This is a genomic window from Caballeronia arationis, from assembly GCF_001544975.2.
Classification (GTDB): Bacteria; Pseudomonadota; Gammaproteobacteria; order Burkholderiales; family Burkholderiaceae; genus Caballeronia; species Caballeronia arationis.
Genome location: NZ_FCOG02000007.1, coordinates 127913 through 141435 on the forward strand (window position 1 = coordinate 127913; position 13523 = coordinate 141435).

The following is a 13523-nucleotide window of genomic DNA, read 5'->3' on the forward strand; positions in this document are numbered from 1 at the left end:
AGATGATTTCGATGGAGCCCATGTTAGGGATTCGGCGAATCCGAACATTTCCGGAATCGACGGCATCCTTTGCGAAATCGTCGGCGAGGGTTTTTACGGAGAAGCTGTGCGCAAGCCTAAAGCGCGCTCTGGTAGCGCCTGCGATCGGCGCTCGGAGAGATCTGGAACTGGGCCTTGTAGCGCGTGGCGAAGTGCGTGGTCGATGCGAAGCCCGTGCGCGCGCAGACTTCTTCGAGCGGCTTCGACGTGCGGTACAGCAACTGCCGCGCGCGCAGCAGACGAATCTCGATGTACGCCTGCGCGGGCGTCTTGCCGAGCCGGTCGCTGAACCAGCGTTCGAGTTGCCGCTGCGATACCTGAAGATAGGCCGCGATCTCCGCGACCGGAATCGCCTCTTCGACGTTGTTCTCCATGTACTGCAGCGCTTCTTCGAGCTTGGCGTGCTCGGCGCCCATGTACTGGCGCAGCGACGTGCGTTGCCTTTGCTCGTGGCTGCGCCTCTCCGCGACGAGCAGTTCGAGCACGCGCGCCGCGAGCGACCGGCTGCCCGGCACCGCGCCGAGCAGATGCACCATCAGGTCGAGCGGCGCGATGCCGCCGCTGCACGTATAGCGATCGCGATCGACTTCATACAGGCGGTTCGACACCGTCAGGCGCGGAAACTGCTCGACGAGTGCGTCCTGGTCTTCCCAGTGGATCGTGCAGCGATAACCGTTGAGCAGGCCCGCGCGCGCGAGAAAGTAGCTGCCCGTGTCGAGTCCGCCGAGCGCCACGCCATGGCGCGCCTGCAGGCGAAGCCAGTCGAGCACGGCACCGATGCCCTTCTTCGGAATCGGGTTCGGGCCGACGACAAACACTGCGTCGAACTTGCCGCCGTCGGCCATCGCCGTATCGGGCACGACGCGGATACCGTCGCTCGAACGCACGGGCTCGTGAGCCACGCCGATCAGTTCGTACTCGTAGACCTTGCGCCCGACGATCATGTTTGCGATGCGCAACGGATCGACGGCTGCGGCGAGCGCGATCAGCGAGAAACCGTCGGGAAGCAGAAAGCCGTAGCGGGTCACGCGCAGGTCGTGCAGGCCGTCGGTCGTCGCGGGAAGGTCGGGCGCTCGGGACACGGTGCGGGTCGCGTGGATGAGTGAGGATGAAAGGTTCGTGCATTCTAGTACGGCTCGCGCCCCGTTCCAGTAGACTGGCCTTCGCCCGTCATTCGTCGATGGGCTCGACGCACTTACAAGCTCGTGAACAAGTCAGGAAACTTCCGCATTACCGCAGCCGTCGTCGCGAGTGCGCTCTTCATGCAGAACATGGACGGCACGATCGTCGCTACCGCCATCCCGTCGATGGCACGCGACCTGAACGTCGATCCCGTGCATCTGTCGAGCGCGATCACCGCATATCTCGTCGCGCTGACCGTGTTCATTCCGGCGAGCGGCTGGGTCGCGGACCGCTTCGGCGCGCGTCGCGTCTTCATGTGGGCCATCGCCACATTTACGCTGGCATCGATCGCATGTGCAGCGTCGACGAGTCTCGCGACGCTCATCGCCGCGCGCATCGTGCAGGGCCTCGGTGGCGCGATGATGGTGCCGGTCGGCCGGCTCATTCTCTTTCGCGGCGTGAAGCGCGAAGAACTGCTGCAAGCGACGACCTGGCTCACGATGCCCGCGCTGATCGGTCCGCTGCTCGGACCGCCGCTCGGGGGTTTTCTCACCGATACGCTTTCGTGGCGCAGCATCTTCTGGGTCAACGTGCCGGTCGGAATCGCGGGATTGCTGCTGACATGGCGACTCCTGCCGCCCTCGCATCCCGAACACAAGCGGCCGCCCGACGTGCGCGGGATGGTGCTGATCGGCGCGTCGCTCACGCTATTCATGATCGGCATCGAAAGCGCCGGACGCGGCTTCATGCCCGGCGGCCTGCCGTGGCTCCTTCCGCGTGCGGCGCGCTGCTCTTCTGGCTCGCCGTGCGGCATTGCAAACGCGCGCAGGACCCGGCAGTCGACTTCTCGCTGCTCTCGATTCCCACCTTCCACGCCGCGACGATCGCGGGCAGCCTGTTTCGCGCGGGTGCCGGCGCGTTGCCCTTTCTCGTGCCGCTGACGCTGCAGACCGGCTTCGGCTACAGCGCATCGGCAAGCGGCCTCATCACGTTCGCGAGTGCGCTCGGCTCGTTCTGCATGCGGCCGATGACCGCGCTCGCGCTGCGCCGCTTTTCCGTGCGAACCGTGTTGTGCGCGGGGAGCGTCTCTTTCGCGGTCGTGCTCGCCGTCTGCTCGACGATGTCGCAGGCGTGGCCCGCCGCCGCGATCTTCGCGCTGCTGTTGCTCGGCGGCCTTAGCCGCTCGCTGTCGCTCGCGACGATGGGCGCGCTCGCGTTCGCCGACGTGCCGCGCCCGAAGCTCGCCGCCGCGACCTCGTTTCAGGGGACAGCGCAGCAGTTGATGAAGGCGGTCGGCGTAACCGTTGCGGCGGGCACGATTCAGGTCACGATGCTGCTGTCCGGTAGCGCGCATGCCGAGCGCTGGCAGCTCGCGTGCGGATTCCTGGTCACGGCGGCCATCGTGCTCGGCTCACTGCCGATGTTCGCGCGGCTTTCGCCGGAAGCTGGCGCCGGGATCTCGGCGCCGGGCCGCAAGGCCGCGAGCCATACGGAAACGCGGTAGCCGCTAGAGGAACGGATGCGCGGGCGCCTGAAGGCCCCTGCGCCGAACGGGGCAAAACGAGCGGTGGATGCTCACCAACCCCATGATTTGCAAGGAATTTTATTGTCTGTATAATGCCGTTTTTGCTTTCCCGTCCCATTGTCATGCGCCGTCTTCTCCTTATTTCGCTCATTTCGCTCAGCCTGACGCAAGGCGTCGCTGCGCAGGAGAACGCGCAAGTCGATCCAACCGAACAAAAAGCGAGCGAGCGCATCTCACGCGTCATTTCGCAAAAGTTCGGCGTGGCACGGGAAAAGGCCGAGCAGATTTCGGCGGCCGTAATGTCGTCGGCATCGAAATATTCGCTTCCGCCGGCGCTTCTTCTCGCGATCATCTCCATCGAATCGCGCTTCAAGGAGAAGGCCAAAGGCGCAAACGGCGCCACGGGTCTGATGCAGGTCGTGCCGGCGGCGCACAAGCGGCTCGTGCACAACGTCGATCTGACGGAGCCGGAAGCAAACATCGAGGTGGGATCGGCAATACTGCACGGCTATCTGAGGTCCGCACAAGGCGACGTGGATTCCGCGCTGAAAAGCTACGGCGGATCGAAGGCGTATGCGGAGAAGGTGAGCGTGCGCGCGAAGAGCTTTGAGCCCGTCGCCCCTTCCGTTGACGCATCGACGGACAGCACGCCTCCCGACTAAAGCCTTAGTCGACACCAACGCGTGATGTGTTGCACCGCGCACCCGATCCAGATCGATGCCGCTTTGACCCGGCGATGGATAGTAAAGGCGCGCGCATTTCTACTCTACAAGCGCCAAGGCGCTAAGCTAAGGCCTTAGTAGCCCTTCTGCATGCCGCCGGAAGTGCCACTCGTTCCGTTCGAGTTCATCCCGCCGCTCGAATTGGGCGCCTTCCTTTGCATGGTTCCCGACGACGAATCGTTGCCCATGCCGTTCCCCATCCCGCTCTTCGCCGATCCCGTGCCGCTCGTGCCATCCGTCGAACCGCCCATGCCGTTGCCGTTCATGCCGGCACCGTTGTTCATCCCCGCGGCCGGAGCCCCGGTGCTGCCCGCCGTGCCGCCGGTATTCGCGCCGCCTGCTGCGCCCGTGCCGGTGCCGCCACCGCCGCCCGCCTGCGCATAGGCGCCGCCCGACAGGCCCAGCACGAGTGCGGAAATCAGAATCTTCTTCGTGGTCGCTTTCATTGCAGTCTCCAGAGTGTGCGTGTCAGGCGCGGCAACCAGGTCGGCGCAACGCCCGTACTCGCTTCTTTGCAAACGGCGTACCGCGTCGGGGCATTGTCGCTTGCCCGACGGCATCCAATGAAGAACGACTGCTTCCTTACCAGCCCGGCGCGTAAGCAGGACCGCACGGCACATAGGCGCGCCGATAGTTATCGAAGCAGTACCCGGGCGGCGGCGGCGCAGGCTGCGCATACGCCGGCTCCGCATAGACAGGTTGCGTATACACCGGCTGGGCATAGACGGGCGCCTCGTAGACCGGCGCCGCATTCGCCGCCGATCCGACGATCGCACCCAGCACCGCGCCGCCGATGAGCGCACCTACGATAGCGCCACCGTCGCCGCCTCCGTGGCCATGCGCGGACGCCTCTCCCGCCGACAAACTCCCGATCATCAACAAAGCAACTGCTGCGCGTTTCATGTTGTTCTCCAGATCCCGGTCTTCGGGATATGGAGCGGATGTTAAGCAGACCGCGAAGAAATATCTGCAGCAGTTGGTAACGGCACATTTCAGCGGAAACAATTTCGCAAGCGCGTCCGTTCTTCCCTGAAACCATGTCGTCCAAACCGACTCGTTGTCTTAGCCAATCGTCTGCAAGACATATATTCGGATTCCGTATCATTTTCCAATGATCAAGGCAGACGATCGGTAAGCGCGTTCCATGCCCTCCCACCCCGCTGGATGTTCTTACCGGACCCGCGTTTCAATTGGTCGCGACTGGTTACCCTTTGTCACCAGATCACCGTCAACGCCTGTCAAACGTTCGACGTTGATACGGGCAGCACTGACACAAGCAGTGCACATTCAAAGGAGTCTAAAACCATGAAGAAGATTGTCGCTGCTCTCGCATCCGCCATGCTGGTTACTACGGTATTCGCACAAACGGCTGCTCCGACGACGGAGACCGGCAAGGCTCAGATGAAGGCCAACAGTGAAATGAGTGAAGCGCAGGCAACGGCCAACAAGAAGAAGGCCGAAGCGCAGGGCGACGCCGCCAAGGCGCAGGCGTCGGCGAATGAAGACAAGGCATCGGCACAGGCCGACGCCGACAAGAAAGCCGCGAAGGTAGCGAAGGCGACCACGCCGGAGGAAGCCTCCGACGCTCGAGGCGACGCCGCTAAGGCGCAAACTAAGGCGAACAAGAAGAAGCACGATGCTCAGGCCAAGGCCGACAAGAAGAAGCACGAAGCCGCCAAGGACGCCAATGTGGCACAAGCAAAGGCCGACAAGGAAAAAGTCGAGGCTCAAAGCGACGCGAACAAGACGGCCGCCGATGCGAAGGTCGACGCTGCAAAGAAGTAATGGGGTGAGCGTCACCCGCATCGCGCACATCGGGCCGCTATCGCACGCGTCGCGAAGCGGCTCATGATGTGCCTCTCGGGGCGAGTCTCGCGACTCGCCCTTTTTCACGCGTCGGCGCGAATGAAGACGGCCTTTTCGAGCGAGTCGAGATCGAACGGTTTGGGCAGCAGCGTGGCGCCGCTCATGTCGTCGTCGAGTTCGGCTGCGATGCCTGCGCCATAGCCCGACGCGAACACCACGCGCAACGCCGGCTGCACGCGCTTCGCCGCGCGCGCGAGTTCGATGCCCGACATGCCGGGCATGCGCACGTCGGTGAGCAGCACGTCGAACGACTGCGCATCGAAGAGCGCGAGCGCCGCCTGCGCATTATCCGCCGCCGACACCTGCGCGCCGAGCAATTGCAGAAGCTCGCGCGTGGCATCGCGCGTATTGACATCGTCTTCGACGATCAGCACGCGCAGTGGCTCAGGCGTTTCATCACGCGGCGCGTGCTTGTCGCGGAACATCGCGCGAACCTTGCGCGCCAGCGCATCGCGCCGGTACGGCTTGCTGATCAGCGCGACGCCCGGATCGAGCCGCCCCTTGTGGACGATCACGTTCTCCGTGTAGCCCGACGTGAAGAGCACTTCGATCGACGGGATCGTTTGCTTCGCGCGCCGCGCGAGTTCGACGCTCGTCACCGGTCCGGGCATGACGACGTCGGAGAACAGCAAGTCGATTCGCGCATCGGCGGATTCGAGCATCGTCAGCGCGCTCTGCGCATCGGATGCCTGCCGCACGTGATAGCCAAGCTGCGCGAGCATGTCGACGGCGGTCGCGCGCACGTCGGGATCGTCCTCGACGACGAGAATCGTCTCCGTGCCGCCCGTGACCGGCTCGTTCGCGGTATCGAGCGCGAGCGTTTCTTCTTCCAGCGTGCACGGCAAATAGAGCGTGACCGTCGTGCCGCGCTCGATCGCGCTTTCCAGATGAATCGCGCCGCCAGTCTGCCGAAGGAAGCCGTACGCCATGCTGAGGCCGAGGCCGGTGCCGCGTCCGTCCGGCTTGGTCGTGAAGAAGGGCTCGAATGCGCGTTCGAGCACGGCGGGCGTCATGCCAGCGCCGTTGTCCGACACGGTGAGCATCACGAAATCGCCCGCCGGTATGAGTTCGTCGCCGAGCGCGCGATCCGCATCGAAATGCGCGTTCGACGCAGCGATCGCGAGCTTGCCGGCGCCGTCGATCGCGTCGCGCGCGTTGACCGCGAGATTCACGATCACGCTTTGCAGATGATTCCGGTCGGCGAGCGTGTTCCAGAGCCCGTCCGCAATCGCGATGTCGAGTTCGATGGACTCGCCGAGCGCGCGCCGCAACGTATCGGTGCTCGTGTGCAGCAGCCGGCCGACGTCGATGGCGACCGGCTCAAGCGGCTGGCGCCGCGCGAACGCGAGCAGCTGCGAGGAGATCATCGCGCCGCGTTCGACGGCTTCGTGCGCGCTTTCCAGGCGGCGCATCAGCTTCGCGTCGTCATGCGCGTGCTGCGTCGCGAGTTGCAGGTTGCCGCCGATCACTTGCAGCACGTTGTTGAAGTCGTGCGCGACGCCGCCCGTGAGCTTGCCGATCGCTTCCATCTTCTCGGATTGCGCGAGCCCCGTGTGGGTATCGCGCCTCCCCGCTTGCGTTTCCCGCTCCCGCACCGCGGCGTCGAGCGAGCGCTCCGCGACCACGCGCGGCGTCACGTCGCGCGCGACCGACACGAGCCATTGGACTTCGCCCTCCGCGTCGGGCACCGGCGACACCGTCACCTCCCAGTGCTTCAGATTGCCTCGCGCGGTCGGACAGACGGCCTCGAAGCGCGAATGACGGCCGGCAAGCGCGGCATCGGCGGCATTCTGCGCCAGTTCGCGCGCCTCGTCGGGCCATTGCGATACCCATGGCTTGCCGCGCAGCGGCGTGAAATCGTCGATTTCCTTCAGATGCAGGCCGCGCGGGTTGATCGAGTCCAGCGTGCCATCCCGCCGCAATATCTCGATGCAGTCGGTGCTGCCGTTGAGCATGCTGCGAAAGAACGCGTCGAATGCAGGGTCCGCCGGCGAGCCCGGAGACGGTCGCACGGAGGTATTGGCAGTCGGTTCGAGAACGGCGAAAGCGGCTTCGTCCGGAGTCTGGGTCGGCGAATAGCTGAGCGAGTCCGCGTCGAGACGCGCCATCGCGGGTTCGGGATTGGACGAATCGGTCATTCAACAGTCGAATCAGGGTGTGGCGGCAGACGGCGCGAAATCATTCCGACTTCGCTCCGCAGGAGTAACCGATTGTCCAAGCAAGCATTGCGCCAGCATTACAGAAAACTGTCGCGCCGCGCGCCGGCAACAGGCGCGGCGTCCGTGCGCAGCGCGGCGCCAGGCAAAAGCGGGAAAGACAATGTAAAAACGCGCCGGTGCAGCGACGGTTCTAAAGGTGCCGCGCGTCTGCCTTATGATCTGAGCAAATAATCAAAATGAGGATGGAGACTTCATGCGAACGCTCACCGACCAGCTCGCGCAATACGCCGCCTATCACCGCGACCGACGCAATGTCGCGACGCATTTCGTCGGCATTCCGATGATCGTGCTCGCGCTCGCCGCGCTGCTCTCGCGGCCGTCGTGGCCGCTCGGCGGCACGTTTGCCTTGACGCCGGCGTGGCTTCTCTTCGCCGCGGCGTCGCTCTACTACCTAGTGCTCGACGTGCCGCTCGGCATCGGCATGGGCGTGTTTGCCGCGTGCTGCGCGGCGTTCGGACAATGGGCTGCAGCCCAGCCGACGCCCTTGTGGCTCGCCATCGGAAGCGGGCTTTTCGTGGTGGGCTGGGTGCTCCAGTTCGTCGGACATATTCGCTACGAGCATCGCAAGCCCGCGTTCGTCGACGATATCGTCGGGCTGCTGATCGGGCCGCTCTTTGTACTGGCCGAAGCGCTGTTCGGCTTCGGCATGCGGCGGCCGTTGCGCGATGCGATCGAGGCGAAGCTCGCACGCGAGACGCACGTCTCCGACTGACGGCTGCCGCCTTTCAATCCACCTGTTCGAGCACGGCACCGCTTTCGTGTTCGGCGCTCGCGTGCTGTTCCGCGACAGGCAGCTCGCGCCGCCGCGCGCGTTCGCGTCGCACGAGACGCGCGCTGTGCACGGCGGTCAGCGCCACCGAGATCCAGATCGGCACATAGGTGCCGATCTGCTGCATCGAGAACGGCTCACCGAGCAGCAGCACCGCGACGCCCACCAGCAACACCGGCTCGACATAGCCGAGCACGCCGAAGAGCGCGATCGGCAGATAGCGGCTGGCACGCAGATAGGAACCGAGCGCGACGGTGCTCAACACGCCGAGTCCCGGCAGCAGCAGCCACAGCACCGGCCGCGCCTCGACGACGGCCAGCGAATCGCGCACGGCGAGCATCGCGAACGCGAAAGGCGCGAGCAGCATCATCTCGATGGCGAACGACACGAGCGGGTCCGCGTGGAGCTTGCGCCTGAGCATGAAGTACGGCGGATAGCCGAGCGCGACGACGAGCGTCGGCCAGGAGAACGCGTGCGTCATCACAAGTTCATGCATCACGCCGAGAGTAGCGAAGGCGACGCCCGCCCACTGGAAGCCGTCGAGCGGCTCGCGATAGTGGAAGCGCCCGATCAGCACCATCACGAGCGGCAGCAGAAAGTAGCCGAGCGAGACTTCGAGCGCGCGTCCGTGGAGCGGCGCCCACAGGAAAATCCACAGTTGCACGCCCAGGAGCGCCGCCGCCCCGCCGAACCCGGCAAGCGAAAGCGGCGATCGAGCAAGCTTTGCGAGAAGCGCGCATAGTGTCGGCCAGCGCTTCGTCAACGCAACAAGGGCGAGCGCGCCGGGCAGCGTCCACACGATGCGCCAGGCAAAGATGTCGAGGCCGTCGAGCGGCGTGAGCCATGTCGAATAGCCGGACATCAGCGCGAAAAGCGCGGACGCGGCCACCGACAGCGCGATGCCGCGCCCGAGGACAGGTTGATTCATTGCGCGTTGGTTGCCGGAAGGAAGTTGAAGGGTCGAAGGTCCGCCATTTTAAACGCTCTCTTCACACGGTCCCGCGAGGTCTTTCGCGCAGAACTGTAAGCCGTCGCTAAGTCGTGCCCGCTTCTTGCTTCAACGGATGACTTTGGCCGCCCGCCGCATCGGCAGCGCGGGCGGAAATCATCAGTCCTGCGCGGCAGCTTCACCGCTTCCGCGTTCCGCGAGCCGGCGCCCTACGGGCCGCCACTCACGTTTGTTCACCAGGCCGCGCCGCGCCGTGCGCCGGGCAAATCGCCACGATTCGCCCCGCCGGCCGGAAAAAAAAGCAGCATCGATGGAGACGTCATGATCCAGCCCGCACTATCCCCGCATTTCCCCAACGCCTTTGCCGAAGCCGTCCACGACGGACTCACGCACCATCCGCAGAAAGAACTGCCGTCGATGTATCTGTATGACGAAGTCGGTTCGGGACTCTTCGAAGTCATCACTTCGCTGCCCGAATACGGCGTCACGCGCGCCGAGGAACGCGTGCTGAAGGACCACGCCGCCGACATCGTCGCCGCGTTGCCGCAGCATGTGAAAGTCGCGGAACTCGGCAGCGGCAGCGGGCGCAAGACGCGCCGCATCCTGGAGGCGCTTTGTAAAAAGCAGCCCACGCATTACTACCCGATTGAAATTTCGCGCACCGCATTGCAGTTGTGCCATCGCGAACTCGGCGACATCGAGCGCATTTCGATCGTCGGCTACGAGCGCGATTATCTGGCCGGCCTCGCGGAAGTGAGCGCGAAGCGGCGCGAGGGCGAAGTGCTGCTCGTGCTGTTCCTCGGCAGCACGATCGGCAACTTCTCGCGGCTCGCGGCGACCAGGTTCCTGCGCTCGATTCGCGGCATGCTCAAGCCCGGCGACGCGCTGCTGCTCGGCACCGACCTGATGAAGCCGCTGCCGACGCTGATTTCCGCCTACGACGATCCGATCGGTGTCACGGCAGCGTTCAACCTGAACCTGCTCGCGCGGATCAATCGCGAACTCGGCGGCGATTTCCCGCTCGATGCGTTCGAGCACGTCGCGCGCTTCAATCCGGATGCGCGCAGCATCGAGATGCACTTGCGCGCGAAGCGCCCGCTCACGGCGCATGTGCGGGCGGCGGACCTGCGGGTCGAATTCAGGGAAGGCGAGACGATCTGGACCGAAAGCAGCCACAAGTACGCGGCTGAAGAAGTCGCGCCATTTGCCGCCGACGCGGGCTTCGATTGCGCGCATCAATGGCGCGACGACGCCTGGGGATTCGCGGAGAGCCTCCTGGTGGCGCGAGCCTGATCGCCGGCCGGGGTCAGTGCTGCTCGAAGCGCTCGAAGCGCTTTTCGATGAAGCGCTCTTCGCTGAAGAATTCGGTGACGCGGGCATGCGGCGGCCCGCGGCGCAGCCATTCGAGCATCAGGTCGACCTGGTTGGCGGGTCCCTGGACCATCGCTTCAACCGAACCGTCGTCGAGGTTGACCACCCAGCCGCGCACGCCGAGCGCGTGCGCGCGCCGGACTGTGTAGTGCCGGAAACCGACGCCCTGCACGATACCGCGCACGTGCACATAGTAGGTTTCGATTTTCGTGTCGAGATCGGGGGGCATAGTGCGTTCTCCAAGTCGTTGCGTCGCGTAGTCACGCTTTAACGCGGCATTTTAGACAAGGCGCGCAACCGCGTGCAACAGCCCCGCTGACAATCTCAACTGAGCCTGAACGGCTGCGCCGGCTCCGTGCGTCCCGTGCGCGGACGAGGCGCGCGTGGCAGCGTGACGTCGAAGGTCGTTCCGGCGTCGCTCGTCGAGCGGACCTGCACGCTGCCGCCGTGCATCATCGCGATCTCGTGCGTGATGTACAGACCGAGCCCGAGGCCGCCCGATTCCTGCTGCGAACGCCCCGAGCGAAACGGCACGAAGATCGTCGGCAGGACGTCGGCGGGGATTTCGCCCGCGTTCTGCACGCTGATCACGAGTTCGTCGGCCGCACTTCCGTCGAGCCGCACCTGGATCGCCGAGCCATCGCGGCCGTGCTGCAACGCGTTGCCGATCAGGTTCGAAAACACTTGCGAGAGCAGGTCGCCGTCGCCTTGCAGGAGCGTGTCGCCGTCGCGAAAAATGAAGATGCGCCCCTTGCCGACACGCGCCTCGTATTCGTCGACGATGTTCCGCGCGAGCGTCATCAGTTCCACCGGCCGCGGCTGCAGCGTCACGCGGCCGCCGCGCAGGCGCGCGAGATTGAGCAGCTGATCGACCATGCGCACCATGCGCATGCCGCTCGACTTGATACGCGTGCCGATGCTCGCGACGTTTTCGTCCTGCACGAAACGCGACAGATACTCCGCCGACGCGATCACGGCCGACAGCGGCGTGCGCAGATCGTGGCCGAGCACGGCCATCAGCATTTCGTTCGCATCGAGCAGTTGCTGCACGGTCGAGAGCTGGGTGGCGAGCTGCTGTTTCTGGCGTTCGAGCTGGATGAACACGTCGACCTTCGAATTGAGGATGCGCGAATCGAAGGGCTTGTAGAGGAAGTCCACCGCGCCCGCTTCGTAGCCGCGGAACGTGCGGCCCGTGTCCTGCGCGGTCGCGGTCAGGAAGATGATCGGCACGTGCGCGGTGCGCGGGCTGCCGCGCATCAGTTCGGCGAGTTCGAAGCCGTCCATGCCGGGCATGTTCACGTCGAGGATCGCGAGCGCGACTTCGTGCTTGAGCAGCAGCTCGAGCGCGGCGGGTCCGGATTCCGCCTTGAGCACCGAAACGTCCGGCCGCGCCAGCGACGCCTCCAGCGCGGTGATGTTGTTCCGGATGTCGTCGACGATCAGGACGTGGATGGGTTGCGTCATCGGTTGGCTCCAGGTCGCGTGCGCCCGACGCTGGCGGAAAGAAGCGCCGCCATGTCATCGAGCGTCATTATTTGGTTTGCTGCGCCGTTCGCGATCGCGGCGTTCGGCATGGCCGGGGCGCCCGCCGTCGCGGGGTCCTGCACCCAGCAATGGCCGCCGGCTTCGCGGATGGCGAGTGCGCCGCGCGCGCCGTCGTCGTTCGCGCCGGACAGCACGATGCCGAGCAGCGCGCCTTTATAGGCATACGCGGCCGATTCGAACAGCACGTCCACCGACGGCCGCGAAAAGCGCACGGGCGGATCGATGGACAGCGCGATCGTCCGGTCGGGCTCGACCAGCATGTGGTAGCCGGGCGGTGCCACGTAGACGGTGCCCGGTTCGATCGCGTCCTTGTCGTTCGGCTCGACCACCGTGAGCCTGCAGCGCGAGGCGAAGAGTTCCGGCAGGAGGCTCGGCAGGTCCGCGCGCATGTGCACGACGACGAGCATCGCGGCGCCAAAGCCCGCCGGCAGTTCGGGCAGCAGGCGGTTGAGCGCGTCGATGCCGCCCGCCGATGCGCCGATCACCACGGCCTCGACGGAGGCGGGATCGAAAGCGGAAGCTTCGGATGTCGGGCTCATCGCTACACCTTCTGGTAAATGCGCTCGCGGGCGTTGAACTCCGCGAAGTTCGCGGCGTGCTTGGAAAAGCGCAGGCTTTCCTTGCTGCCGAGGCCGAGAAAGCCGCGCCGCACGAGCGAATCGCTGAAGAGCCCGAGCGCGCGGTCCTGCAGCGCGCGATCGAAATAGATCAGCACGTTGCGGCACGACACCAGATGCGCTTCGAGGAACACGCTGTCCGTGGCGAGGCTGTGGTCCGCGAACACGACGCGCGACTTGAGTGTCTGCGAGAACTTCGCGGCTCCGTATGCGGCGTGATAGTAGTCCGACAGCGAGCGCTTGCCGCCTGCGGCCAGATAGTTCTGACTGAAGCGGGCCAGGCGATCGAGCGGATAGATGCCGCTTTCGGCCTGGCGCAGGGCGTCGGCGTTGATGTCGGTTGCGTAGAACACGGTGCGATCGGCGATCTTCTCTTCGGCGAAGAGCACCGCGAGCGACCACAGTTCCTCGCCGCTGCTGCAGCCCGCGACCCAGACCTTGATCGACGGATAGGTCTGCAGAATCGGTACGACTTGCTCGCGGATGGCGCGGAAGTAGTGCGGGTCGCGAAACATCTCGCTCACCTGCACCGTGAGGTACTGGAACAGGCGCGCGAAGAGCGCCGGATCGCGCAGGATGCGCTCCTGCAGTTGCGAGAGCGTGGGAATGCCGAGGTCCGCGAGAGCCTGCGTGAGGCGACGCCGCAACGAACTGACCGAGTAGTGCCGGAAATCGTGCTGATAGCGAAGGTATATGGCTTCCAGCACGAGTTTCAACTCGATGTCGAATGTGGACGAGGTCGTCGTTCCTTCGGACGGGGGGCTTTCTGACACGGGATT

The 13523-nt window shown here is 64.9% G+C and carries 14 protein-coding genes and 1 pseudogene; 6 read left to right on the top strand and 9 right to left on the bottom strand.

Annotated features, from left to right (window positions below; all coding sequences use genetic code 11):
- Window positions 1-116: 116 nt before the first annotated feature.
- Window positions 117-1121 carry a GlxA family transcriptional regulator gene (locus tag AWB81_RS06395; protein WP_062633347.1) on the bottom strand — a complete coding sequence of 335 codons (1005 nt, stop codon included), beginning with the start codon at window positions 1119-1121 and terminating at the stop codon, window positions 117-119.
- A gap of 180 nt (window positions 1122-1301) precedes the next feature.
- Here AWB81_RS06395 and AWB81_RS48485 point away from each other — a divergent pair.
- Window positions 1302-2665: pseudogene (locus AWB81_RS48485) on the top strand (MFS transporter).
- Window positions 2666-2808: 143 nt separating this feature from the next.
- The gene (locus tag AWB81_RS06405; protein WP_062633427.1) at window positions 2809-3348 is read left to right on the top strand and encodes a transglycosylase SLT domain-containing protein; all 540 of its coding nucleotides are present in this window, start codon (window positions 2809-2811) and stop codon (window positions 3346-3348) included.
- Between the two features lie 134 nt (window positions 3349-3482).
- Here AWB81_RS06405 and AWB81_RS06410 read toward each other — a convergent pair whose 3' ends face one another.
- Window positions 3483-3854, bottom strand: a complete 372-nt coding sequence (locus tag AWB81_RS06410) for a hypothetical protein (protein ID WP_062633349.1) — start codon at window positions 3852-3854, stop codon at window positions 3483-3485.
- Window positions 3855-3990: 136 nt separating this feature from the next.
- Complete coding sequence (locus AWB81_RS06415; RefSeq protein ID WP_062633352.1) at window positions 3991-4311, bottom strand: hypothetical protein; 321 nt, start codon at window positions 4309-4311, stop codon at window positions 3991-3993.
- A 261-nt stretch (window positions 4312-4572) separates the two neighbouring features.
- Between AWB81_RS06415 and AWB81_RS06420 the strand changes: the two genes are divergently transcribed.
- Window positions 4573-5193, top strand: coding sequence for a hypothetical protein (locus tag AWB81_RS06420; protein ID WP_235025730.1), 621 nt, complete (start codon window positions 4573-4575; stop codon window positions 5191-5193).
- 104 nt (window positions 5194-5297) lie between these two features.
- Here AWB81_RS06420 and AWB81_RS06425 read toward each other — a convergent pair whose 3' ends face one another.
- Entirely contained in the window at window positions 5298-7412 is a 2115-nt protein-coding gene (locus AWB81_RS06425; RefSeq protein WP_062633355.1) for a response regulator, read from the bottom strand.
- Window positions 7413-7484: 72 nt separating this feature from the next.
- Between AWB81_RS06425 and AWB81_RS44565 the strand changes: the two genes are divergently transcribed.
- Window positions 7485-7664 carry a hypothetical protein gene (locus tag AWB81_RS44565; RefSeq protein ID WP_143753556.1) on the top strand — a complete coding sequence of 60 codons (180 nt, stop codon included), beginning with the start codon at window positions 7485-7487 and terminating at the stop codon, window positions 7662-7664.
- Between the two features lie 22 nt (window positions 7665-7686).
- Window positions 7687-8205: an Mpo1 family 2-hydroxy fatty acid dioxygenase gene (locus AWB81_RS06430; RefSeq protein WP_062633357.1), complete on the top strand. Its 519-nt coding sequence runs from the start codon at window positions 7687-7689 to the stop codon at window positions 8203-8205.
- 13 nt (window positions 8206-8218) lie between these two features.
- Here AWB81_RS06430 and rarD read toward each other — a convergent pair whose 3' ends face one another.
- Window positions 8219-9190: an EamA family transporter RarD gene (gene rarD / locus AWB81_RS06435; protein ID WP_062633360.1), complete on the bottom strand. Its 972-nt coding sequence runs from the start codon at window positions 9188-9190 to the stop codon at window positions 8219-8221.
- A gap of 342 nt (window positions 9191-9532) precedes the next feature.
- Between rarD and egtD the strand changes: the two genes are divergently transcribed.
- Window positions 9533-10504 carry an L-histidine N(alpha)-methyltransferase gene (gene egtD / locus AWB81_RS06440; protein WP_062633361.1) on the top strand — a complete coding sequence of 324 codons (972 nt, stop codon included), beginning with the start codon at window positions 9533-9535 and terminating at the stop codon, window positions 10502-10504.
- Between the two features lie 13 nt (window positions 10505-10517).
- Here egtD and AWB81_RS06445 read toward each other — a convergent pair whose 3' ends face one another.
- The 4 genes from AWB81_RS06445 to AWB81_RS06460 form a co-directional block, all read right to left on the bottom strand.
- Window positions 10518-10811 (bottom strand): acylphosphatase, encoded by a 294-nt coding sequence (locus AWB81_RS06445; protein WP_062633362.1) that lies wholly within the window; start codon window positions 10809-10811, stop codon window positions 10518-10520.
- 95 nt (window positions 10812-10906) lie between these two features.
- Entirely contained in the window at window positions 10907-12046 is a 1140-nt protein-coding gene (locus AWB81_RS06450) for a hybrid sensor histidine kinase/response regulator (RefSeq protein ID WP_062633363.1), read from the bottom strand.
- Window positions 12043-12666, bottom strand: a complete 624-nt coding sequence (locus AWB81_RS06455; protein ID WP_062633364.1) for a chemotaxis protein CheB — start codon at window positions 12664-12666, stop codon at window positions 12043-12045. The genes AWB81_RS06450 and AWB81_RS06455 overlap by 4 nt, the downstream gene beginning before the upstream one ends.
- A gap of 2 nt (window positions 12667-12668) precedes the next feature.
- Window positions 12669-13517 (bottom strand): CheR family methyltransferase, encoded by an 849-nt coding sequence (locus AWB81_RS06460; RefSeq protein WP_087134837.1) that lies wholly within the window; start codon window positions 13515-13517, stop codon window positions 12669-12671.
- Between the last annotated feature and the right edge of the window lie 6 nt (window positions 13518-13523).

What these genes read in the sequence shown, in the direction of transcription:
- AWB81_RS06405 (WP_062633427.1), top strand. Translation starts at nt 2,809, where the DNA reads ATGCGCCGTCTTCTCCTTATTTCGCTCATTTCGCTCAGCCTGACGCAA.
- AWB81_RS06410 (WP_062633349.1), bottom strand. Translation starts at nt 3,854, where the DNA reads ATGAAAGCGACCACGAAGAAGATTCTGATTTCCGCACTCGTGCTGGGC.
- AWB81_RS06415 (WP_062633352.1), bottom strand. Translation starts at nt 4,311, where the DNA reads ATGAAACGCGCAGCAGTTGCTTTGTTGATGATCGGGAGTTTGTCGGCG.
- AWB81_RS06420 (WP_235025730.1), top strand. Translation starts at nt 4,573, where the DNA reads ATGTTCTTACCGGACCCGCGTTTCAATTGGTCGCGACTGGTTACCCTT.
- AWB81_RS06425 (WP_062633355.1), bottom strand. Translation starts at nt 7,412, where the DNA reads ATGACCGATTCGTCCAATCCCGAACCCGCGATGGCGCGTCTCGACGCG.
- AWB81_RS06430 (WP_062633357.1), top strand. Translation starts at nt 7,687, where the DNA reads ATGCGAACGCTCACCGACCAGCTCGCGCAATACGCCGCCTATCACCGC.
- rarD (WP_062633360.1), bottom strand. Translation starts at nt 9,190, where the DNA reads ATGAATCAACCTGTCCTCGGGCGCGGCATCGCGCTGTCGGTGGCCGCG.
- egtD (WP_062633361.1), top strand. Translation starts at nt 9,533, where the DNA reads ATGATCCAGCCCGCACTATCCCCGCATTTCCCCAACGCCTTTGCCGAA.
- AWB81_RS06445 (WP_062633362.1), bottom strand. Translation starts at nt 10,811, where the DNA reads ATGCCCCCCGATCTCGACACGAAAATCGAAACCTACTATGTGCACGTG.
- AWB81_RS06450 (WP_062633363.1), bottom strand. Translation starts at nt 12,046, where the DNA reads ATGACGCAACCCATCCACGTCCTGATCGTCGACGACATCCGGAACAAC.
- AWB81_RS06455 (WP_062633364.1), bottom strand. Translation starts at nt 12,666, where the DNA reads ATGAGCCCGACATCCGAAGCTTCCGCTTTCGATCCCGCCTCCGTCGAG.